The 20,060-nt window shown below is 59.7% G+C and carries 23 protein-coding genes; 12 read left to right on the top strand and 11 right to left on the bottom strand.

The window, feature by feature from the left end; all coding sequences use genetic code 11:
• Positions 1-141: 141 nt before the first annotated feature.
• Positions 142-699 carry a PAS domain-containing protein gene (locus PIB16_RS16625; protein WP_271045956.1) on the bottom strand — a complete coding sequence of 186 codons (558 nt, stop codon included), beginning with the start codon at positions 697-699 and terminating at the stop codon, positions 142-144.
• A 354-nt stretch (positions 700-1,053) separates the two neighbouring features.
• On the opposite strand from PIB16_RS16625, the gene PIB16_RS16620 reads away from it, so the two are divergent.
• Together PIB16_RS16620 and PIB16_RS16615 are read left to right on the top strand one after the other, a co-directional pair.
• Positions 1,054-1,791: a rhomboid family intramembrane serine protease gene (locus tag PIB16_RS16620; protein WP_271045955.1), complete on the top strand. Its 738-nt coding sequence runs from the start codon at positions 1,054-1,056 to the stop codon at positions 1,789-1,791.
• Between the two features lie 154 nt (positions 1,792-1,945).
• Positions 1,946-2,380, top strand: a complete 435-nt coding sequence (locus PIB16_RS16615; protein WP_003523399.1) for a CBS domain-containing protein — start codon at positions 1,946-1,948, stop codon at positions 2,378-2,380.
• Positions 2,381-2,449: 69 nt separating this feature from the next.
• Here the strand turns inward: PIB16_RS16615 and PIB16_RS16610 are convergent, their stop codons facing one another.
• From PIB16_RS16610 to folE, 3 genes are all read right to left on the bottom strand, one after another.
• Positions 2,450-3,391 (bottom strand): patatin-like phospholipase family protein, encoded by a 942-nt coding sequence (locus PIB16_RS16610; RefSeq protein ID WP_065655147.1) that lies wholly within the window; start codon positions 3,389-3,391, stop codon positions 2,450-2,452.
• Between the two features lie 95 nt (positions 3,392-3,486).
• On the bottom strand, positions 3,487-3,939 hold the full coding sequence (gene hisI / locus PIB16_RS16605; protein ID WP_271045954.1) for a phosphoribosyl-AMP cyclohydrolase: 453 nt from the start codon (positions 3,937-3,939) through the stop codon (positions 3,487-3,489).
• A gap of 125 nt (positions 3,940-4,064) precedes the next feature.
• Positions 4,065-4,691 carry a GTP cyclohydrolase I FolE gene (gene folE / locus PIB16_RS16600; RefSeq protein ID WP_003495569.1) on the bottom strand — a complete coding sequence of 209 codons (627 nt, stop codon included), beginning with the start codon at positions 4,689-4,691 and terminating at the stop codon, positions 4,065-4,067.
• 282 nt (positions 4,692-4,973) lie between these two features.
• Between folE and PIB16_RS16595 the strand changes: the two genes are divergently transcribed.
• The 4 genes from PIB16_RS16595 to thrS all read left to right on the top strand — a co-directional run bounded on the left by PIB16_RS16595 (position 4,974) and on the right by thrS (position 8,433).
• The gene (locus tag PIB16_RS16595; RefSeq protein WP_271045953.1) at positions 4,974-5,420 is read left to right on the top strand and encodes an iron-sulfur cluster assembly scaffold protein; all 447 of its coding nucleotides are present in this window, start codon (positions 4,974-4,976) and stop codon (positions 5,418-5,420) included.
• A gap of 3 nt (positions 5,421-5,423) precedes the next feature.
• Positions 5,424-5,783, top strand: a complete 360-nt coding sequence (gene yidD, locus PIB16_RS16590; protein ID WP_271045952.1) for a membrane protein insertion efficiency factor YidD — start codon at positions 5,424-5,426, stop codon at positions 5,781-5,783.
• Positions 5,780-6,304, top strand: a complete 525-nt coding sequence (locus tag PIB16_RS16585) for a DUF1697 domain-containing protein (RefSeq protein ID WP_174036086.1) — start codon at positions 5,780-5,782, stop codon at positions 6,302-6,304. The genes yidD and PIB16_RS16585 overlap by 4 nt, the downstream gene beginning before the upstream one ends.
• Before the next feature lie 125 nt (positions 6,305-6,429).
• The gene (thrS, locus tag PIB16_RS16580; RefSeq protein ID WP_142845128.1) at positions 6,430-8,433 is read left to right on the top strand and encodes a threonine--tRNA ligase; all 2,004 of its coding nucleotides are present in this window, start codon (positions 6,430-6,432) and stop codon (positions 8,431-8,433) included.
• Between the two features lie 215 nt (positions 8,434-8,648).
• Here thrS and PIB16_RS16575 read toward each other — a convergent pair whose 3' ends face one another.
• Positions 8,649-9,629 (bottom strand): hypothetical protein, encoded by a 981-nt coding sequence (locus tag PIB16_RS16575; RefSeq protein WP_059760238.1) that lies wholly within the window; start codon positions 9,627-9,629, stop codon positions 8,649-8,651.
• A 110-nt stretch (positions 9,630-9,739) separates the two neighbouring features.
• Between PIB16_RS16575 and PIB16_RS16570 the strand changes: the two genes are divergently transcribed.
• The 3 genes from PIB16_RS16570 (at position 9,740) to PIB16_RS16560 (ending at position 12,198) form a co-directional block, all read left to right on the top strand.
• Positions 9,740-10,321, top strand: coding sequence for a nitroreductase family protein (locus PIB16_RS16570; protein WP_220318674.1), 582 nt, complete (start codon positions 9,740-9,742; stop codon positions 10,319-10,321).
• Positions 10,321-10,938, top strand: coding sequence for a flavin reductase family protein (locus PIB16_RS16565; protein ID WP_271045951.1), 618 nt, complete (start codon positions 10,321-10,323; stop codon positions 10,936-10,938). Before PIB16_RS16570 ends, PIB16_RS16565 begins: the two co-directional genes overlap by 1 nt.
• A 69-nt stretch (positions 10,939-11,007) precedes the next feature.
• Positions 11,008-12,198, top strand: a complete 1,191-nt coding sequence (locus PIB16_RS16560) for a DUF2336 domain-containing protein (RefSeq protein ID WP_220318672.1) — start codon at positions 11,008-11,010, stop codon at positions 12,196-12,198.
• A gap of 223 nt (positions 12,199-12,421) precedes the next feature.
• On the opposite strand, the gene PIB16_RS16555 is transcribed toward PIB16_RS16560, so the two are convergent.
• Positions 12,422-12,841: a hypothetical protein gene (locus PIB16_RS16555; protein WP_271045950.1), complete on the bottom strand. Its 420-nt coding sequence runs from the start codon at positions 12,839-12,841 to the stop codon at positions 12,422-12,424.
• A 106-nt stretch (positions 12,842-12,947) separates the two neighbouring features.
• On the opposite strand from PIB16_RS16555, the gene PIB16_RS16550 reads away from it, so the two are divergent.
• A complete protein-coding gene (locus tag PIB16_RS16550) occupies positions 12,948-13,403 on the top strand; it encodes a GNAT family N-acetyltransferase (RefSeq protein WP_271045949.1) in 456 nt (151 codons plus the stop codon).
• Between the two features lie 183 nt (positions 13,404-13,586).
• Here the strand turns inward: PIB16_RS16550 and PIB16_RS16545 are convergent, their stop codons facing one another.
• A complete protein-coding gene (locus PIB16_RS16545) occupies positions 13,587-14,822 on the bottom strand; it encodes an AI-2E family transporter (protein WP_174056920.1) in 1,236 nt (411 codons plus the stop codon).
• Positions 14,823-15,051: 229 nt separating this feature from the next.
• Between PIB16_RS16545 and PIB16_RS16540 the strand changes: the two genes are divergently transcribed.
• Positions 15,052-16,785: an ABC transporter ATP-binding protein gene (locus PIB16_RS16540; protein ID WP_271045948.1), complete on the top strand. Its 1,734-nt coding sequence runs from the start codon at positions 15,052-15,054 to the stop codon at positions 16,783-16,785.
• A gap of 24 nt (positions 16,786-16,809) precedes the next feature.
• On the opposite strand, the gene PIB16_RS16535 is transcribed toward PIB16_RS16540, so the two are convergent.
• The gene (locus PIB16_RS16535; protein ID WP_003523379.1) at positions 16,810-17,037 is read right to left on the bottom strand and encodes a hypothetical protein; all 228 of its coding nucleotides are present in this window, start codon (positions 17,035-17,037) and stop codon (positions 16,810-16,812) included.
• Positions 17,038-17,410: 373 nt separating this feature from the next.
• Between PIB16_RS16535 and PIB16_RS16530 the strand changes: the two genes are divergently transcribed.
• Entirely contained in the window at positions 17,411-18,736 is a 1,326-nt protein-coding gene (locus tag PIB16_RS16530; protein WP_174039231.1) for an Nramp family divalent metal transporter, read from the top strand.
• Positions 18,737-18,742: 6 nt separating this feature from the next.
• Here PIB16_RS16530 and PIB16_RS16525 read toward each other — a convergent pair whose 3' ends face one another.
• The 3 genes from PIB16_RS16525 to PIB16_RS16515 are packed head-to-tail and all read right to left on the bottom strand — an operon-like array spanning position 18,743 to position 20,030.
• Entirely contained in the window at positions 18,743-19,030 is a 288-nt protein-coding gene (locus tag PIB16_RS16525) for a helix-turn-helix domain-containing protein (protein ID WP_271046033.1), read from the bottom strand.
• Between the two features lie 35 nt (positions 19,031-19,065).
• Positions 19,066-19,731 (bottom strand): ImmA/IrrE family metallo-endopeptidase, encoded by a 666-nt coding sequence (locus PIB16_RS16520; protein WP_271045947.1) that lies wholly within the window; start codon positions 19,729-19,731, stop codon positions 19,066-19,068.
• The gene (locus PIB16_RS16515; RefSeq protein ID WP_271045946.1) at positions 19,731-20,030 is read right to left on the bottom strand and encodes a helix-turn-helix domain-containing protein; all 300 of its coding nucleotides are present in this window, start codon (positions 20,028-20,030) and stop codon (positions 19,731-19,733) included. The genes PIB16_RS16520 and PIB16_RS16515 overlap by 1 nt, the downstream gene beginning before the upstream one ends.
• Positions 20,031-20,060 lie beyond the last annotated feature (30 nt).

The raw sequence follows: 20,060 nt of genomic DNA, 5'->3' as shown, positions 1-20,060 counted from the left end.
CCGTGCGCGAGTTAACAGACTGTATTGTTTAACCTCTACAATTTTTCTGATCGGCAATATTGTTGCAGTTCTGACGTATTTTTTTGAGATTCCGGCGCTGTCGGACCTCTCCCGGAGGGCGGGAGCGTTGGAACAGGTCCGTCAGCAGCTTTCGGCGCGCGGTGTATCCTCGGCCCCCTTGTTCACCGGAAACCCTGCCGGGGCGATGTCCAGGCGCAGCAGGCGGCTGCTTTTCATGGACAAGCACTGGATTGGCGCGGCGAATTCGTGTCTTGGCCGCTCTGCAAGCAGCGCCCCGAGCAACCTTGGGGCGGTGTCGGGATCGGTGCGAAGCGGCAGGAGCAGCATTTCGAATGCCAGCGGTGCCGCGCCATGGCCGTCCTCCGCCTCGACATCGAAGACTACGGGCAACTGGTGGTGCAGGATGCCGCGCGCGACGCGGCAGGGGAAGACGGCATTTGCCGGCTGCCACAATTCCGAAAACGGGCGATCCCGCAATTCCCGGCCGAACAGGTCGCAAAGACGAGTACCGGCAAGGCGGAAGAACGGCGTGTTCTCTCCCTTGTCCGTAAGGATGAAAAGATCGCCAAGGTGATGTTTCAGCTTTGCTGGATCGAGGTCCTCGCGTCGCGGGGCCGATCGCTTGCCGCGCAGTTCATCCCAATAGGCATATATATCCAGTCCGGCCATGCTCTTCATAGCATCTCTCCATGTTCGTTTTTGGGACATCATGTCCATCCGAACGTCTGTATCTGGAGGTGTAGCGATTTTCGTGCCAAGTGGATTTATTAAGGTTAACAAAGGGTTGATATTGCCCGATGGCGATAGTCGTGGCATCGGAGCGGCAATGTCGGGGAAAGCTCCGTCAGCACAATTCGATGGCGTCGCCTGTTATTTTAAGGCGGGCCCGCAAGCCGGACCGCCCGCGGCCCGGCGTCCTTGCCGATAGCGGTTTGGGCGTCGAGCGCTTCAAGGGCGGGACGGCTTTTTTTTCGTTCGGGCTTCCTATATTGCTCGGGGAACGCAAAATTCGACCAAGACAGGGATGGGATCATGTCCTATGGGGACGGCGAACAGCCGCCGGTTTCGGAAACGCCGGAGCCGAAAGACGACACGAACAATCCCGTCTTCAACCTGCCATCGCTGCTGGTCGGCATTCTGGCCGCGCTGATCGTCGCTTATGTCATTCCCGCCTATCTTCTGTCAGAGGAAGGCAATGGCTGGTTCATCTTCACCTTCGGCTTCATTCCGCTGCGTTATGCGGTGCCGTTTTCCCAGCAGGGGCTGGAATGGCTCTGGACGCCGGTGACCTATTCTTTCCTGCATGGCGGCATCGAGCACATTCTCTTTAACGGATTGTGGCTGATGGCCTTCGGCGCGCCGGTTCTGCGCCGGATCGGAACAGTGCGCTTCGTGCTGTTATGGTGCATTTCCGCCGCCGTTTCCGCCTTCGGCCACGCGGCGCTGAACTTGGGCGATGTGACGGTGCTGATCGGGGCGTCGGGTGTCGTTTCGGCGCTGATGGGGGCAGCCTGCCGCTTCGCTTTCCCGGCACGTGGCGGATATAGCGCCTCCTTCGGCCATCTGATGCCGCGACAGAGCATTCTTGGGGCGCTTTCCAACCGCACCGTGCTTATCTTCACGCTGATGTGGCTGTTCGGCAATGTGCTGATCGCTGTCGGTGTGCCGCTGTTCGGCGATGTCGGCGGTGAAATCGCCTGGGATGCGCATGTTTTCGGCTTTCTGCTCGGCTTCCTGTTCTTCGGGCTTTTCGATCGACGACTGGCCTGAGCCGATCACGCTCCTTGTCGGCCGTGGCGCAAATTTGCTTTCGCGCGTCCCATCCGGGATTGCATTCATGCGGACCTCAGCGCACGATATCCCATGATTTGCAACCGCCGGGGGAGACTGCGGCGCTGCGTATCGCTGAAAAGAGGAGGAAGGCATGCCAACATTCGTAAAGGATCTTCTCGACCGCAAGGGCCGGGACGTCGTGACTGTCGGTCCGGAGGTCAGTATCGGTGAGGCGGCGGGAACGCTGCACGCGCATAAGATCGGTTCCGTCGTCGTGACCGACGCCGATGGCGTCGTTCTCGGCATCTTCACGGAGCGCGATCTCGTAAAGGCCGTGGCGGGCCAGGGTGCCGCTTCCCTCCAGCAATCCGTGTCGGTGGCCATGACCAAGAATGTCATTCGCTGTCATCACAATTCCACCACCGATGAGCTGATGGAAATCATGACGGGCGGGCGCTTCAGGCATGTGCCCGTTGAAGAGAACGGCCGCCTTGCCGGCATCATTTCCATCGGTGACGTGGTGAAGGCGCGGATTGGCGAGATCGAAGCCGAAGCGGAGCACATCAAGGCCTATATTGCCGGGTGAGTTAGTTCGCGAAGCGTATTACTTCCCTCATTCCTGTTACAAGCACAGGAATGAGGCGAGGGTCGCGCATCAGCGGCGGAATGCCTGCTGCATGCGTTCAAGCTCCGGAATGCGGGAGCGCGTTTCCTCATATCCCCGGTCGATGGCTTCGCTGGCGCGATGGAATTCCGAGAGGCCGATATCGTTGATGCGGGGATGCATCATCAGGTCGGGAGGATCGCCCGCCAGGCGCGAGCGCGAAATCCGGTCCTGAATAATGTTAAACGCCTGCACCATGACGCCTGGAAGGCCGGGACGCGGCGGGCTTTCCACCGCCGGTGCTGCGCCGCCATGCGACGGTGAGGCGGCGTGCTTGACCACGGCGGAACGGCCGAAAAGGTCGTAATTGAGATTGACGGCGACGACCAGCGCCTGCTCATAGGCCCGGCAGACCGAAACCGGCACGGGGTTGACGAGCGCGCCGTCTATCAGGGTGCGGCCGTTGCACTGCACGGGTTCGAAGATGCCGGGCAGGGCATAGGACGAGCGCAGCGCGGTGACGAGATCGCCCTGGTGAATCCAGACCTCGTGGCCGGTGCGCAGTTCCGTCGCGACGGCGATGAAGGGATGGTCGAGGTTTTCGACGCGCAGGCCTTCCAGATGTTCCTGCATGCGTTTGGTCAGCCGCATGCCGCCGAAGAGCCCGCCGCCGCCGATGGTGAGATCGAGCAGGCCGGCAATACGGCGCATCGTCAGCGAACGGGCGAACTCCTCCAGCTCATCGAGCTTGCCGGCGAGATAACAACCGCCCACCAGCGCGCCAATCGACGTGCCTGCAATCATGCCGATCTTCACGCCAGCCTCGTCCAGTGCCCGCAGGACGCCGATATGGGCCCAGCCGCGAGCTGCGCCGCCGCCAAGGGCGAGCGCTATCCGGTGTTTGTCGACGATCTGGGTGACGGGCGGCTCATTGCCGGTGGCTTCGGGATTTCCAGCCGCAAGTTGATTGTGACGATTTCCCCATCCCAACATGACCGCACTCCCTGCCAGTTCCGTGAGGCTCCCCTCAAATCCCCGGAGCCCGCTATATTGGTAGCAAATTGGTGCGGCCGATGGAAGGTGGCCGTTTATGTGTCCGAATAGGTTGTGGCCGGATCGAAATGGCGGGTGTCGTCGGTGATCTTCGTGACCGCATCGCCGTTGGAGAGCTCGACGGTACGATAAAAACAGGAGCGGCGGCCGGTATGGCAGGTCGCGTCATGGCCGGTGACGGAGACCTTCAGCCACACGGCGTCCTGATCGCAATCGGTGCGGAATTCCTTCACCGTCTGCAGATTGCCTGACGTTTCGCCCTTCTTCCAGATTTTGTCGCGCGAACGGCTGTAATAGTGGGCGATGCCGGTCTCCAGCGTCAGCGACAGGGCTTGCGCATTCATATGGGCGACCATCAGCAACTCGCCGTCACGGGCATCGGTGACCACGGCGGTGACGAGGCCGTGGGCATCGAATTTCGGCGAAAAAAGACCTGCGTTTTCGAGCACTTCCTTGTCCGCAGGTGCGGACGGAAACGAAATGGACATGGCTACCCCGGGAGAAAAGCGGAAGGTTTCAGAGCGGCGGAGGCAATGGAATCAGTCCGCCACTCCAAAATTTGTCTGGGCATCGGGTTTCTCGGAAACCCGCGCTACACTTTTCGGTCCAGCGCTTAGCGGTTCCGCACCATGGTCATGAAGCGCACCTGTTCGGCCGGATCGTTCTTGAACGTGCCGGTGAAGCTGGTGGTCAGCGTCGTCGACCCCTGCTTGTTTACGCCGCGCATGGACATGCACATATGTTCGGCGTCGATCATGACGGCCACACCGCGCGGTTTCAGGGTTTCCTCGATCGATCTGGCGATCTGCGCGGTCATGTTTTCCTGCGTCTGCAGGCGGCGGCCGAAGATTTCGACGACGCGGGCGATCTTCGACAGGCCGAGCACGCGGCCGGCCGGAAGATAGGCGACATGGGCCTTGCCGACGATCGGCACCATATGGTGTTCGCAATGGGAGAAGAAGGGGATGTCGCGCACCAGCACAACATCGTCATAACCGCCGACTTCCTCGAAGGTCGTGCCGAGCACGTCCTGAACGTTCAGCTCATAACCGGCAAAAAGCTCGCGATAGGCCTTGGCGACGCGCTTCGGCGTATCCAGAAGTCCTTCGCGGGCGGGATTTTCTCCTGCCCAGCGCAGAAGAACGCGCACTGCTTCTTCCGCTTCGGCCTGGCTTGGGCGAGCTTCTGCCACGTCGGGTTTTGCGCCAGCGCCGGGGAAATTCTTCACGATCGCATCCATTCCGTCTCTCCCGATGCGGGTAAAGGCCGCACCTGAATTCGTTTTTCATCGCGAACTCATGTTCGCAGTTGCTGCTATCTGGTTGTTTTACAGCATTTTGGCAAGACCGATGCTGTTATTTCGGTATCGGAGCCGTTAATTTCATCACGGCTTGATGTCCAGAAAGCTCGTTAGCATATAATGAGAATGGAGGGCAGGAAAGCTTCACTGCGACAAACGCTGTGTTTGAAAAATTTGACCTGTCCTATTTTTGGGCAATCTCGAGCGCGCCGGGCACCGACGATGGACGACATCTACAATAATCGCATTCTGGACTTTGCCGGGAATATTCCTCTCATCGGCGTTCTTGAGGATGCCGACGCCAGCGCCGAGAAACACTCCCGGCTGTGCGGCTCTAAGCTCAAGGTCTATCTGAAGGTCGAAGGCGGCATCGTGACGGAGTTTTCGCATGAGGTTCGCGCCTGCGCGCTCGGCCAGGCCTCTGCCTCCATCATGGCGCACCACATCATAGGGGCTTCCAGCGGCGAAATCCGGCAGGCGCGGGAAGACATGCTCGCCATGCTGAAACAGGACGGTGAGGGGCCGGCGGGCCGTTTCGAAGACATGCGGGTGCTTCAGCCCGTCCGCGATTTCAAGGCGCGCCACGCCTCTACCATGCTGACCTTCGAAGCGGTGGTCGATGCGCTCGACCAGATCGAGGGGCGGCCGGCTCTCAACGCCGCGGGTTAGGCGATGTGCGGCGAACCGGGCTGCCGGCACCAGCAGACGACGAAAAAAGCGGGCCGATCCCGCAACTGGACAGGCAGCTTTGCCAAAACGCCGGGGCGGCTTCTGGGCGTCGGTTTCATCCGCTTTTATCAGCTCACGCTATCCGGCTTCATCGGGAATTCCTGCCGTCACATCCCCACCTGTTCCGAATATGGCTATGAAGCCATTGCCCGACACGGGCTCTGGGCCGGCGGATGGATGACCCTATTTCGCGTCGCGCGCTGCGGACCGGGAGGCACCAGCGGGCTGGACCCGGTGCCGGAAGCGCTCGGTGGCGGCAGGCGCTGGTGGATGCCCTGGCGTTACTGGAGCCTGCATCGATGAATGACTATGTGGCCCTGCTGCACAGCATCGTGCTCGGCGCGGGCAGGCGGCTCGTCATGGCCGATCTCAGGGCCTTGGCGGAAGAGCTGGGATTTGCCGAATGCAGAACGCTGGTCGCGACTGGAAATCTGGTTTTTCGCGCCGGGGCGGCACCTGTTCGTGAGATTGAGGACAGGCTGGAGCGTGCCTTCGAAGACCGCTTCGGCAAACATGTCGATATTCTCGTTCGTTCGGGCGGCGACTGGCTGAAATTGGCGGCGGACAATCCTTTCGTCCAAGGCAATCCGCCGGATGTCTGCGTTCGGGTGATGCGCGCGCCGCTGGACAACGGCGTCCTCGAATTGCTGGAGAAATACCGCGGGAGGGAAAAGATCGCTCTTGCCGGCGGCGATCTATGGATCGATTTTTGCGGCAAGCCGAGCGAGAGCAGGCTGCTGTCCGTGCTGACCACCAAAAGGCTCGGTATCGGCACGACCCGCAACGCCAATACGGTCAATGGTCTCGCGCAAATGCTTCGCTGAGCGATCCTTCGCCTTTGACTGCAATGGCAAAAGCCTTTATCAGCCTGCCTGTCCGCTTGTCGCGGGCAAATCATTATTCCAACACCACCCGCATTCGTTGGCGGGACTGGACAGGAGATTAGACAATGTCTGAAGCTGTTTCCCTTACATTTCCCGATGGATCCGTGCGCAGCTACCCCGCCGGTACGACCGGCCGCGAGGTCGCCGAATCCATTTCCAAATCGCTTGCCAAGAAGGCTGTCGCCATTGCGCTTGACGGTACCGTGCGCGATTTGTCCGAGACCATCACCGATGGGAAAATCGAGATCGTCACGCGTGAAGACGGTCGTGCGCTGGAACTCATCAGGCACGATGCCGCCCACGTCATGGCCGAAGCCGTGCAGGAACTGTGGCCCGGCACGCAGGTGACGATCGGCCCTGTCATCGAGAACGGCTTTTATTACGACTTCGCCAAGAACGAACCCTTCACGCCGGAAGATCTGCCGAAGATCGAAAAGCGCATGAAGGAAATCATTCTGCGCAACAAGCCGTTTACCCGCGAGGTCTGGTCGCGCGAGAAGGCCAAGGAAGTGTTCGCCGCCAAGGGCGAGAACTACAAGGTCGAGCTGGTCGACGCCATTCCGGAAGGTCAGGACCTGAAGATCTATTATCAGGGCGACTGGTTCGATCTTTGCCGTGGTCCGCATATGGCCTCCACGGGGCAGATCGGCACGGCCTTCAAGCTGATGAAGGTGGCCGGAGCCTATTGGCGCGGTGACAGCAACAATGCGATGCTGTCGCGCATCTACGGCACCGCCTGGGCGACGCAGGAAGAGCTGGACAATTATCTCCACGTGCTGGCCGAAGCCGAAAAGCGTGACCACCGCCGCCTCGGCCGCGAAATGGACCTGTTCCATTTTCAGGAAGAGGGTCCGGGCGTGGTGTTCTGGCACGGCAAGGGCTGGCGGATGTTCCAGACGCTGACGGCCTATATGCGCCGGCGGCTTGCCAATACCTATCAGGAAGTCAACGCGCCGCAGGTGCTGGACAAATCGCTGTGGGAGACCTCTGGTCACTGGGGCTGGTATCAGGAAAACATGTTCGCGGTGAAATCCGCCCATGCCTTCACCCATCCCGATGACGAGGAAGCCGATCAGCGCGTGTTTGCCCTGAAGCCGATGAACTGCCCGGGTCACGTACAGATCTTCAAGCATGGCTTGAAGTCTTACCGTGAAATGCCTGTCCGTCTTGCGGAATTCGGCACCGTGCATCGTTATGAAGCTTCCGGCGCTCTGCACGGCCTGATGCGCGTTCGCGGCTTCACGCAGGACGATGCGCATGTCTTCTGCACGGAAGAGCAGATGGCGGCGGAATGCCTGCGCATCAACGACCTGATCCTCTCCGTCTACGAGGATTTCGGTTTCAGCGAAGTCGTCGTCAAGCTCTCCACGCGCCCGGAAAAGCGCGTCGGTTCCGACGATCTGTGGGATCGCGCCGAAAGCGTGATGATGGATGTTCTGAAGACCATCGAGGAACAGTCCGAAGGCCGCATCAAGACCGGCATCCTGCCGGGCGAGGGCGCGTTCTACGGGCCGAAGTTCGAATATACGCTGAAGGACGCCATCGGCCGTGAATGGCAATGCGGCACGACGCAGGTGGACTTCAACCTGCCGGAACGTTTTGGTGCCTTCTATATCGACCATAACTCGGAGAAGACCCAGCCGGTGATGATCCACCGCGCCATCTGCGGCTCGATGGAGCGTTTCCTCGGCATTCTCATCGAGAACTTCGCCGGCCATATGCCGCTGTGGTTTGCGCCGCTTCAGGTCGTGGTTGCGACGATTACCTCGGATGCCGATGATTACGGCCGCGAAGTCGCCGAAGCGCTGCGCGAAGCGGGCATGGCGGTCGAGACCGACTTCCGCAACGAGAAAATCAACTACAAGATCCGCGAGCATTCGGTGACCAAGGTTCCGGTCATCATCGTCTGCGGACGGAAAGAGGCGGAAGAGCGCACCGTCAACATCCGCCGTCTCGGTTCGCAGAACCAGACGCCGATGTCGCTGGAAGATGCGATTACGAGCCTCGTGGACGAGGCGACGCCGCCGGATGTGAAGCGCAAGCTTGCGGCGAAAAAGCAGGTTGCCTGATAGCAGTTACGGCCCCTTCGGGGGCCGTTTTGTTTTTGGGGATGTGCGGGTAATTTCACTGGCAAAGGCGACGCATTCACCTCCGTCACCCCGGACTGGATCCGGGGTCCAGCGCGATCAAGTCCTTGATCGCGAAAGACTCTCTTCACGACGCAGACGCCTCGTGGCTGGATGCCGGATCAAGTCCGGCATGACGTATGAGATGTAGGCGACGCCTACTCGAAGTCCCCGGTCATATCTTCCGGCGCCTGATCCTTCATCAGCACTTCCACGTCTGAATCCCGGCCGGAGGTCACTTTGAAGTTGCGCTGGTAGACCTTGTCCTTGTTACGGGCGATGGCGGTATATTCGCCTTCCGCCAGCACCATGGTCGAAAAGGCGCTGACGCTTTCGTTCACCACATCGCCGCCGCCGTTGAGCACCGACCAGGCCGTATCGGCAATGGCTTCGCCGCCCTCTTCGGAAACGAGCTTGAGGGTGATCTGGGCAGCCTGGTGCTGGAGCGTCGCTTCCGTCAGCTTGCCGGCTTCCACCTGGATGTCGGCGCGCACCACCGCGTTGACGTTGCCATATTCGGAAACCACGTGATAGGTGCCGGCATTCAGGCGCACGATGGTGTTGGGCTTGATATCGGCCATAACGAGGCCGCGTTCGCCATCGGGGCGGGCGTCTGACGAATAGACGGAAAATTTGAGCTGGTTGCCGGAAATCTGCTTGTCGGAGCCCGCAACCGCATTCAGCACGAAGCCGCCGGCATCGAGAATCAGCACCTGTTTCTGCACATTGCCGGAGGTCGGGACATTGAGTTTCTTGGTAACGCCCGCGCGGCCGAAGGCGACGTTGACGAAATATTCGCCCGGCACCAGATGGAATTCCGCCGAGCCGCCTTCCGAGCTTGCCAGCATCGGCAACTTGCCGTCCGCGCCGGGAATGGGGCTGAAGACGCGCCAGGACAGGCCTTCCTTCACCGCTTCGCCTTCGCTGGTCAGCTTGGCTTCCATGCTGATATCGCGGGCGGTGCTTTCCGGGGCGTTGGGTGCGGAAGGGGCGGTGAAAGCGTTCAGCTTCGGCATTTTAGGCGTGCCGCCGAGCTGCTTGAAGTCTTTGAAGGCATCCTGCGAAAAAGCGGCTTGCGATAAAAGGCCAAGCACGGCACATGCAATGGTCAGACGTGCCGCGATTTTGATTGCCGACATTTTCGATACCGATTGACTTCTTGATTTTCCCGGATCACTTCAAAACCAATGCCGTGGCTATTTCAAGGCCCATGTTTTTGCGATGACAGCAGAATGGAAGATTTTTGATCATGACAAATGATATCAAGCTCCTCGATTATCTCAAGGTTCGCCGTTCCACGCCGGCCCTGCAACTTGCCGAGCCGGGGCCTTCGAAGGCGGAAATCGAGGACATCCTGCGCCTTGCCGTGCGCGTGCCTGACCATGGCAAGCTCGCCCCCTGGCGTTTCGTCGTCTATCGCGGCGAGGAGCGCTTGCGTCTCGGTGAGACGGCGCTGAGGATCGCGCTTGAAAAGAACCCGGAACTGGACCTGCAGCAGCAGGAAGCGGAACGCACGCGTTTCACCCGCGCGCCCGTCGTTATCGCCGTCATCAGCACCGCAAAGCCGCATTTCAAGATTCCGGAATGGGAACAGGTGATGTCCGCCGGTGCTGTGTGCCTCAACCTCATCTTCGCCGCCAATGCCAGCGGTTTTGCAGCGAACTGGCTGACGGAATGGCTTGCTTTCGATTCCGCATTTCTCGCGGAAATCGAGGTCGGCGCGGAAGAGAAGGTCGCCGGGTTCATTCATATCGGCTCGACGACATTCCCGCCGGTGGAGCGGCCGCGGCCGGAGCTTGCCGATGTCGTCACCTGGCTCGGGGATGTTTGATGTTCTACACCACGGACACCAACCAGCATGGCCTGCCGCATGATCCGTTCAAGGCCATCGTCGCACCGCGTCCGATCGGCTGGATCGGCTCGAAGGGCAGGGACGGTTCCCTCAACCTCTCGCCCTATTCCTTCTTCAATGCGATTTCGGACCGGCCAAAGCTTGTGATGTTCTCCTCCAGCGGCAGGAAGGACAGCCTGCGCAATGTCGAGGAAACCGGCGTCTTCACCGCCAATCTCGTCAGCCGCCATCTGGTGGACCGGATGAATGCGTCTTCTGCACCCGTCGGTTATGACGTCGACGAGTTCGCCCTTGCCGGTCTCACCGCCGTCGACGGGCGGGTGGTGGATGCGCCTTTCGTGGGCGAGGCGCTGGCGGTTCTGGAATGCCGCGTGACCCAGATACAGCAGCTTAAGGACGTCGACGGCCAGCCGGCGGATTCGTGGATGGTGATCGGACAGGTCATGGCGATCCATATCGATGAAACGATCATTCGCGACGGGCGCATCGATATGGGGCTGTCGCGACCCGTGGCGCGCATGGGCTATATGGATTACTGCGATGGCGGCAGCGATGTATTCCAGCTGCAGCGCCCCTCTACTGAGCCGTCAATATAGTCCTTCTTCGGCTACGGTTAATTTTTATGGTGAACCAAACGTAAACCATTTGCGCCTAGAGTTTTATACATGGCGGCGGCGATGATGCCGCCATCCATTGTTGCGAATGTTTTCGAGGCTCAGGTGATCGTACAGGCATTTCTTCGCTGGTCTGAAAAGGCTGGCTCGACCGAGCGGGCGAAGGCCGCCAATGCTCTCGGCCGTGCCTATCTTCAGTCCGACATGGCGCGCGAGAACCGCGATGCCGCCTATATGGCGATGACCTATCTGCTCGACGATCCTTCGCCGCGTGTGCGACTGGCGCTTGCCGAAGCGCTGGCGGATGCCCATGACGCACCGCGCGCCATTCTCGTTTCACTCGCCGAAGACCAGCCGGAAATCGCCTGCACCGTTATTGCCCGCTCGCCGGTTCTCGGCGAGGCCGATCTGGTCGATCTCGCCGGGCGTGGAGAAAGCCTGACGCGCGCGCTCATCGCCGCACGACCGGGCCTGCCGCGCGGTGTCTGCGCAGCGCTTGCCGAAGTGGGCGACCTGCCGGAAACCATCATCCTGCTCGAAAACGACGATGCTTTCATCACGCCGTTTTCGCTCAGGCGCATCGCCGAGCGCCATGGTTCGGACGCCGATATTCGCGACCTCCTGCTCCGCCGCGAGGCGCTGCCCGCCGATGCACGTCACCTGTTGATGGGCCGCATCAGCGAAGCTCTCGCGGGCTCCGCGTTGGTTCACGCAATGATCGCACGCAACCGCGCCGACAGTCTTTTCCGCGAGGCGGAAGATTCCGCCACCATCCTTATCGCCGCCAGCGTCTCCTCGCCGGAGCTGCCGGCGCTGGTGGAGCATCTGCGCCAGCGGCTGGAACTGACGCCGGCGCTGCTCATCCATGCCGTCTGTTCGGGCCGGCTGGAATTTTTCACGGCGACCATGGTCAATCTCTCCGGTCTCGATGACCGCAAGGTGCGCGCCATTCTGGCGACCGGACGGCCGCATGCCTTGAAGGCGCTGTTCCAGTCGGTCGGTCTTTTCGGCGATGTTGTCGATGTCTTCATGGAGGCGACGCTGATGTGGCGCCGTGCCGCCCGCTCGCAGCTTTCTGATGTGGCGGCCTCCGTCTCGGCGGAACTGCTGGCGCATTTCCGTGACGTCAACGGTTCCGAAACGCTGTTCGAACTGCTGCATGCCGTGCGCAAGCTCGCCATCGCCGAAGAGCGGCAGAAGGCGCGGTATTATGCGGAAGCGCTGACGGTCGAGGCGGCGTAGCGTCCGGGTTTCCGCGGGTGCATCCTCTCACCCTCATTCCTGTGCTTGTCACAGGAATCCAGCTAGCCCAAGTCCTTGGGCTGAAAGGACTCCTCCCGCCGCGCGGACGTGCGTCGACTGGATTCCTGTGACAAGCACAGGAATGAGGGTAGTGTGCGCTTTCCTCTCACAGGAAACCTCTGCATTGCAGCGGGAAAGAAAGCGGGCGTGACATTTCCCGCAATTACTTATCGAACCGTTTGGCGATCCACGAATAGCTGTTTTCAACCATCCTCACCGGCGTTCCCAAAAGATGCTTTATGCCTTCGGTGGAAGGCAGGATACGGCTGACGCGGCTGATCGCCTGTTTGGTGAGGCTTTCCTCTTCCTTCGGCGTAACAGCCGCCGTTGCCTGCGGTGCAGTGGCTGGTGCCGAGGCGGGAGGTTGCGTGCCGGCCGTCTGCGGGGCCTGTTCGCCCGGTGTCTGGCATACGGCTACTACTACTGGGTAAGGTGCGTTGGCGTAACGCTCCAGCTCCTTTTCCGACACGGCGTCGCACAGTTCGATGCTCGTCCAGCGCTGCTGGGAGGTGGCGAGGTAATGGCAATCGGTGGCGCTGTCATCGCAGCCAAGGAAGGTCATGAGGACGAGGGCTGTTTTCATGGAGTGTGTTGCCTCTGTCGGGATTTATGCTCTAGAAACTCATCTATCCCGATTGCAGTGATATTACGACGAAATACGCATTTTTATAGAGAAGGCAGGCATCGCATTGGCCACCGAAATCACGCTTGAAACACCCCGGCAGGATGCGGTTCTGCGCCTCATCGACCTTTCCAACGACTATATGGCCTCGCTTTATCCCGCCGAGAGCAATCATCTGGTCGATATCGGTGCGCTCGAGCAGGACAATGTCTCGTTTTTCGTGGCCCGGCACGATGGCCGCGTGGTCGGCTGCGGCGCGCTGGTGGAGGCGGGAGACGGCACGGCGGAGGTGAAGCGCATGTTCGTCGATCCCGATGCACGGGGATTGCGGATCGGCAAGCTGATCATGGACACGCTTGTCGCGCGCGGCGCCGAGCTTGGCCTTTCCGCCATCCGCCTCGAAACCGGCATCAGCCAGCCGGAGGCGATCGGTCTTTACCGCAAGGCGGGGTTTGTGGAGATCGAGGCCTTTGCGCCCTACAGGCCGGATCCGCTCAGCCTGTTCATGGAGAAGGTGCTTTAGGCCTACGGCGCGAGATTGCCGTATCCTGCACGTCATCCCTCGGCCCTGTGCCGAGGATCCAATCACGTATCGTGGAATCAATCGGTGGCAGATGCTCGGGACAGGCCCGAGCATGACGGATGCGCCGTTTAAGGACTATCTATAGGCACCAGCGTCGAGGCGTGTGCCCGTAGGCTTCACCGATCAAAACGCCGCTTTCCGAAACGCCGTCGTTTCCTCGCTATTGTCTTCGAGCGCGGCAACCTCATCGATGGCGTCTTCCTGCGTGGGCGGGGGCGGAGCCTCGGCGCTGGCGGCGGCGGAGATTTCCACCTCACGCACCCATTCGCGCCAGATCGCGACCAGGAGCGCCATCAGCACCGGGCCGATGAAGAGGCCGAGGAAGCCCATGGTCTTGACGCCGCCGACGAGGCCGAAAAAGGTGGGCAGGAAGGGTAACTTGATCGGCCCGCCGACGAGTTTCGGACGGATGGTCTTGTCGACGATGAAGAGTTCTACCGAACCCCAGACGAACAGCGCCAGCCCGTGGGCGGGCGAGCCGCTGGCGACCAGATAGATTGACACCAGCGTAAAGGAAAGCGGCGCGCCGCCCGGAATGAGCGCCATGACGCCGGTGAGCACGCCGAGCGTGACGGGCGAGGGCACACCGGCGATCCAGTAGGCGATGCCGAGGATGATGCCTTCGCCGATGGCGATCAGCGTCATGCCTGTGACCGTGGAGCTGATGGTGGCGGGCACGACGCGGGAAATGCGTTCCCACCGCGTCGGCAGGATGCGTTCGCCGACCAGATCGACCTGCCGGGTGAAGCCCGCGCCGTTGCGGTAGACGAAGAACAGCGCGATCAGCATGAACAGCAGGGTCAGCACAAGGTGGAACGCGCCGTTGCCGGCGGCGAGGATCGCCCGGTAGATATTGCCGATATTGGCACCGCTGACGAGCTGGATGAGTTCGCCGATGGCGCCCGGCGTGCCGATATATTTCACCCATTGTTCGCCGAGCCAGGGGCCGACGGCGGGCAGCGCCGCGATCCAGTCCGGCACGGGGGCGCCCGTCTTGTTGACATGCACCGCCCAACCGAACCATTCGCGAATTTCGCTTGCCGTATAGGAGGCGGCGATGAAGATCGGCACCACGAGGAAGGCGAGGATGAGGATGATGGCGATGGTGGCGCCGAGCGTGGTGTTGCCGCCCACCTGCCGCAAAAGCCGGGTATAAACCGGCCAGCTGGCAAAACCGATGACGAGAGCGGCGAGAACGGGGACAAGAAAGCCATGGAAGAAATAAATGCCGGCAAGGGCGACGAGAACGAGAAGCCAGCGCGCAGCCGAGATGGGCGGGATCAGGGCGATCCGCGTCGGGCTGGCGGGACCAAGCCATCTCGGTTCGCCACTGGGCTTACGGCTGTCAATATTACTCACGGCAGGCTCTTTCTCGCATTCTCCCCGAAGGGTGCATTCACTCTGTCACACCGATACATATAAGTGCAATATAATCGGATCACATTACCGTTGTGTGTTTATTGCTGAACCTATTGAACGATTTTGGTAAAAATAGAACATCGGTCTTGGCGCGCGCATTGAAATATGACAATTGAACTCCGTTTTTCTTGCGGCGTAAGGTTGCCGCGCCCGATCTCCAGGTCATGCCATGCTCCGCCGTTTCTTCGCTTATTATCGCCCCTATCGCGGTCTGTTCATTCTCGATTTTTCCTGCGCGGTGTTGTCGGGCGTGCTCGAACTCGGTTTTCCGATGGCGGTGAAGGCCTTTGTGGATGTGCTGCTGCCGGGCGGTGAATGGGCCATCATCCTTGCCGCCTCCGTGGGGCTGCTGCTTATCTATGTGCTGAATACCGGGCTGATGGCGACCGTCACCTATTGGGGACATATGCTCGGCATCAATATCGAGACCGACATGCGGCGTCTGGCCTTCGACCATCTGCAAAAGCTCTCCTTCCGTTATTTCGACAACCAGAAGACCGGTCATCTGGTCGGGCGGCTGACCAAGGATCTGGAAGAGATCGGCGAGGTGGCTCACCACGGCCCAGAAGACCTGTTCATCGCCATCATGACCTTTATCGGCGCGTTCCTCTTGATGCTGTCGGTCAATGTGCCGCTGGCCCTCATCACCGCTGCCGTCGTGCCCGTCACCGCCTGGGTGACCAGCCGTTATGGCGGCCGCATGACGCAGAATTTTCGCGCGCTTTACGGCCGGGTAGGGGATTTCAACGCCCGTATCGAGGAAAATGTCGGCGGCATGCGGGTCGTGCAGGCCTTCGCCAATGAGGATCACGAGCGGGCGCTGTTCGAGAAGGACAATCAGAAATACCGCCGCACCAAGCTCGATGCCTACAAGATCATGGCGGCCAGCACCTCGCTCAGCTATATGAGCATGCGCCTGACGCAGATGATCGTGATGATCTGCGGCGCCTGGTTCGTGCTGACGGGCAGCCTGACGGAAGGCGGCTTTGTCGGCTTCCTGCTGCTGGTGGGCGTGTTTTTCCGGCCGGTGGAAAAGATCAATTCCGTCATCGAGACCTATCCGAAGGGCATTGCCGGTTTCCGCCGCTTCACCGAGCTTCTGGACACCGCGCCCGATATCGTCGATGCGCCGGATGCGGTGGAAGCGCCGCTGCTGCGCGGCAATATTGAATATCGCCATGTCGGTTTCGGTTATGCCGAGGGCAAGACGGTTCTTACCAATATCGACCTGAAGATCAGCGCCGGCGAGACGGTGGCCTTTGTCGGCCCTTCGGGGGCGGGCAAGACGACGCTCTGCTCGCTTTTGCCGCGTTTTTACGATGTCACCAGCGGCGCGATCACCATTGACGGCATCGATATCCGTAGGATGAAGCTTGCTTCGCTGCGCAACCAGATCGGCATCGTACAGCAGGATGTCTTCCTGTTCGGCGGCACGATCCGCGAGAATATCGAATATGGCCGGCTCGGCGCTTCGGATACGGACATCATGGATGCGGCGCGGCGCGCCCGTCTCGATGGCGTCATCGAGGCCATGCCGCTCGGGCTCGACACCGTCATTGGCGAGCGCGGCGTCAAGCTTTCCGGCGGCCAGAAACAGCGTCTTGCCATTGCCCGCATGTTCCTCAAGAACCCGCCGATCCTCATTCTCGATGAGGCTACCTCGGCGCTCGACACGGAAACCGAACGCGCCATCCAGCAATCGCTGACCGAGCTTGCCAAAGGCCGCACCACGCTCGTCATCGCCCACCGGCTGGCGACGATCCGCGACGCCTCGCGCATCGTGGTGGTGGACCAGACCGGCATTGCCGAAACCGGCGCCCATGCCGAGCTGCTGGCCGCCAAGGGCCACTACAGCCGCCTGCACGAGGCGCAGTTCAGCGGGCACCTTGCGGGCCTGAGCTGATAAGCGGCGCGTTGGCGCCGCAATCTATCCGCCGTTCTCGGCTGCCTGTTCCTCCACGATGCCGGGGTTGGGCTCCGGCTTGCCGGGATGGCTGGTGACGAGATAACCCATGGCGACCGCGGCGGCGACGATGAACAGCAGCACGATGCCGCTGATCGTCATCAGCCAGTCGCGCGGCTTTCTGTGCGCCATGATATATTTCGGCCATCGGCTCGGATGGTTCACCAGACTGAATTTGTGGCCCTGTCGCATGAACTTTCCCGCAATAGGTTGCTTCCTAAAAGATCAACGCAGGCGGGTGAGCGGCCGTTCCGAAATCGACGGGGCGGGGCGATGACAAGGCCGTGAGGCGCTCGAGATGACAGCGCCTCCGCATTCGCCGCCGCCCTTTTTCCCCGACCTCCATCATCCCGGCCTTAGACGTAATCCAACCGGCGCACGGCGGGAGGGAGAGGAGGGCCAGCCATAAGCGCGTGATCGTCTGCCGGTTCGTGCCCGAACCGGACGCGCGTCTGCGTCATCGTACCCTGATATCCGGCCGTAAAACTCCCCTTGCCAGTCGCTGCTGCTTATGCGAATGATTTGCAATTGCACCAATTCAATCTCCCATTTGAAAGCGCAGAAAATGGATAAGCCAGTCTTTGGATGGCGACGGAACGGCGACGATCTCTCGTTGTCCGACGTTCACAGCTCGATCCGCGTCAAACCGAATGCCGGCACGTTTCGCCGGGCGATGGCCTTTTTCGGCCCCGGCTATCTCGTTGCGGTCGGTTACATGGATCCCGGAAACTGGGCGACGTCGCTCGCCGGCGGTTCCAGATTCGGCTACACGCTGCTCACCGTCGCGCTGGTTTCCAACATCATGGCGATCGTGCTGCAATCGCTCTGCGCCCGTCTTGCGATTGCCTCCGGCCGCGATCTCGCCCAGGCTTGTCGCGACGCCTATCCGAAACCGGTGGCGATGGTGCTGTGGCTGCTGGCCGAAATCGCCATCATCGCCACCGATATCGCCGAGGTGATCGGCACGGCCATCGGCCTCAACCTCATTTTCGGTATTCCGCTGGAACTCGGCGTTCTCATCACCGCGCTTGATGTATTCCTGATCCTGTATCTGCAGAAGCTCGGTTTTCGCTGGGTGGAGGCGCTGGTCATCACGCTGCTTGGCGTCATCGCCGTGTGTTTCGCCATTCAGGTGGCGCTCGCCGACCCTGACTGGGGGCAGGTGATCCTCGGTTTTGCGCCGACGACGGAGATCGTCACCAATCCGGACATGCTCTATCTGGCGCTCGGCATTCTCGGCGCCACCGTCATGCCGCATAATCTCTATCTGCATTCGGGCATCGTGCAGACCCGCGAAATCGGCGAGACGCTTGCCGAAAAGCGCGAGGCGCTGAAATTCGCCACGCTCGATTCCACCATCGCGCTGATGTTCGCGCTTCTCATCAACGCCTCGATCCTCATTCTGGCGGCGGCGACCTTCAACAAGGCGGGGCAGACGACCGTTGCCGAACTCGGCGAAGCCCATAATCTGCTGGCACCGCTGCTCGGCCTTGCCATTGCGCCGACACTATTCGGCGTGGCGCTTTTGTGCTGCGGCATCAACTCCACCGTCACGGCAACGCTTGCCGGCCAGATCGTGATGGAAGGTTTCCTCAAGATGCGGCTCGCCCCCTGGCTACGCCGCCTCATCACCCGCGCCATCGCCATCGTTCCCGCCGCCGCCGTCACCATCTTCTATGGCGATAGCGGCACGGCGGAACTGCTGATCCTGACGCAGGTGGTGCTCAGCCTGCAACTCTCCTTCGCGGTCTTCCCACTCGTGATGTTCACCGCCGATAAGGCCAAGATGGGCGAGCTGCGCTCGCCGCTCTGGCTCTCGGCCTTTGCGTGGCTGATCGCGGTGGTGATTGCGGGGCTGAATGTGAAGCTGCTGGTGGATTTTATGGGGTGAGATGGGTCAGGCCGCGCCTTTACGAAGGGCGGCGGCCGTTCCCTCCGGATCGACGGCGATAACCTTTAGATAAGCGCGGGCCGGTTGATCCGGCTCGCTGCGACCCTGTTCCCAATCGCGCAGGGTGCCGAGCGGAATATGATAACGCACGGAAAACTCTTCCTGCGTCAGCTTCAGAGCCCGGCGGATGATCTTGATGCGCGGCATTCTGGGAGCTGCGGCGAGCTGTTCGGCGGAAAGCGGTAGATTATCAGGGTCGGCCAGCGCATTGGCCTGCGCTTCCTCGTCGGTCATGGCGTTCATATAAGAATAATCAGTTTTGAACATCGTTATGCAAAAAAGCTCATTTGCGCCTCTCCTTCAGGAGCAAGTAATGGCGGCTTTTTATAAATTGATTTTATCAATTTATTGACAGCTCTGGCATCAAATAGATCTCCTCGCCTTCGAATACTTTTCAATCTATTCAAAACGAATGCAGCCTGCCGAGTGGACATATTATATTTTTTGCTAATTTCAGTCTCTGGTGTGGAGCCATCAATTTGTGAAAGCGGTATCAGTAGAAGTATCGCAAATGTGTCCGCTTGCCACTCCGCGCTGTGAAAATTTTCTGTGTCACGAATCTGCTTTTTATAGCCGTCAAATGTGAAATGTTTTGTTTCGAAGCCCTTGTTGTGATGCAGAAGTACATGACCGAATTCGTGGGCGAGTATTTTTCTTGCATAAAAAAGTCCACCAACAGCATCGTTGTAGACGCTTTCAGCGACAACAATACATTTAGAGTCTTCAGTAACAAACGCTTTGCTGCCACTCATAGCGTCGTCATTTTCTATAAAAAGATAGAAGTCTGGAATTATCCGCAGCACATCAATTTCGAGGAATTTGATTATATCTAAATGCTGATCGTCGCTAATATCACAGATGGAGCGCGTAGCTTTTGCAAGCGCGTTAACGGTTGTTGCTGATAAGCCAGTCGAAATAAAAATATCGCGTGCCATTAAAGCCTCTGGAATGGGAGAACATTCTCTGTGCTAGGTGTGCCGTTTAAGATATCCTCTTCAATAGCTAGTCTCACTTCGGCAGATGAAAGCCCCAAAATCCCCGTAACTCTACAAATATACTCTTCAGATGGTCTACGTTTTCCGGATTCGACGTCTGAAACATATTTCACTGAAACATATTTGACTGAAACTACAAGTTTTCTGACCATCTCAGGCCTTGTCATGTGCATCCGAGCTCGGCCATGTTTGCATAGCTCTCCAAACTGGGTAAGTTCAAAGTTGCTTGACGTCATCATGGCCGATCTCCGGTTCCGATTTTAGCGCGT

It is taken from the genome of Agrobacterium sp. ST15.13.015 (genome assembly GCF_027871645.1).
Classification (GTDB): domain Bacteria; phylum Pseudomonadota; class Alphaproteobacteria; order Rhizobiales; family Rhizobiaceae; genus Agrobacterium; species Agrobacterium leguminum.
The sequence above is the reverse complement of the archived record's forward strand: the minus strand, read 5'-3'. Positions and strand labels throughout refer to the sequence as shown.